This is a genomic window from Coxiella-like endosymbiont, assembly GCF_002871095.1.
Lineage (GTDB): Bacteria > Pseudomonadota > Gammaproteobacteria > Coxiellales > Coxiellaceae > Coxiella.
Genome location: NZ_NSHJ01000043.1, coordinates 1 through 1073, shown reverse-complemented (window position 1 = coordinate 1073; position 1073 = coordinate 1). Strand labels below are relative to the sequence as shown.

Here is a 1073-nt window from a genome sequence, read left to right as displayed (position 1 = left end):
ATATTATCCAATTTTTAAAAAATTGGTTGATCTATTGGATAGCGGCGATATACATACGCCCTTTTGTAATGGGTAATATGATCGGGATTATTGGTACATACTTTTGCTAGCCTAGACGTAGTAAATTTTACAATTGATCATTATGGAGACTAAAGGTTAGCGTTGGAATTTTTAGTAATAGAAAGCTTCTAAAGCTTTTTTTGTTTATTCATGATTTTTAAAAAATGTCTACTATCTTTTTATAGTTTTTTAGGTGGGTTAGCGTTTGATTCGTAAACACCTTGAGAATCTGAAAGTAAATGAATCAGACCTTTTTTTAGGTCTGCGGTCATGCCTGTGGCTTTCACCAAGGAGTCAGGACGTACAATAGTAACAATTTGATCTGTTTGAGCAAAAGAGGAACGAGGAAAGATAGTCATATTTTTGGTGGTAATTGTAGTTTCTACTTCCGTTGCTTGAGAGGGTTTGTAAATTTTTACATGGTCCCATAAATAAATCCATTTAATTCCATTATAGCTTTTACCGTAATTAGCGTGAATACTCCAAGGCACATGTTGAGAAGTGTAAATAAGGTAGTAAGGCGAGCTTAGATGAAATGAATTTTGATAGGGGAAGTGAACAATAAAAGGGGAAACTAAATGGCTGTGTAAGTCACCCTGATCATCATATTGATAATAATCAACCTTACACATAAAAGTATTAGGTTGACAGTCTAATTGTTGCTTTAGAAGCTTTTCGTGAGGGAGTGAGTTAGGGAAGATGAGTGCCGTTGTAAAATAAGCAAGAAGGATTAAAATTAGGATAAACCCAAGATTTTTATTCATGGCTGACTTGAAACAAAATTAAATCATAAATTTTATACACATTTCCTTCCCCACTAGGTTTTGTCGTAATTTAATTTTCTAATGAATAAACAATAGATATTGCATTGGTAACTGCAATTGCTAAGCTGATTCTCTGTATTATAGGTCAATCAGGTAAATCATCACCAATATAAAACACTTTTTTCGCTTCAGTTGCAATCGAGCAAGCAATTCTTGATAAGGAATATAATTATCGTATTCATCTTGAAA

Annotated in this window: 1 protein-coding gene; it reads right to left on the bottom strand. The window is 33.0% G+C overall.

Annotation, left to right across the window (positions count from 1 at the left end; all coding sequences use genetic code 11):
- Positions 1-239: 239 nt before the first annotated feature.
- On the bottom strand, positions 240-824 hold the full coding sequence (gene lptC / locus CLERM_RS00445; RefSeq protein ID WP_102156660.1) for an LPS export ABC transporter periplasmic protein LptC: 585 nt from the start codon (positions 822-824) through the stop codon (positions 240-242).
- Positions 825-1073 lie beyond the last annotated feature (249 nt).

Bases quoted from the DNA above. Each gene is read 5' to 3' on its own strand.
- lptC (WP_102156660.1), bottom strand. From the start codon at position 824: ATGAATAAAAATCTTGGGTTTATCCTAATTTTAATCCTTCTTGCTTAT.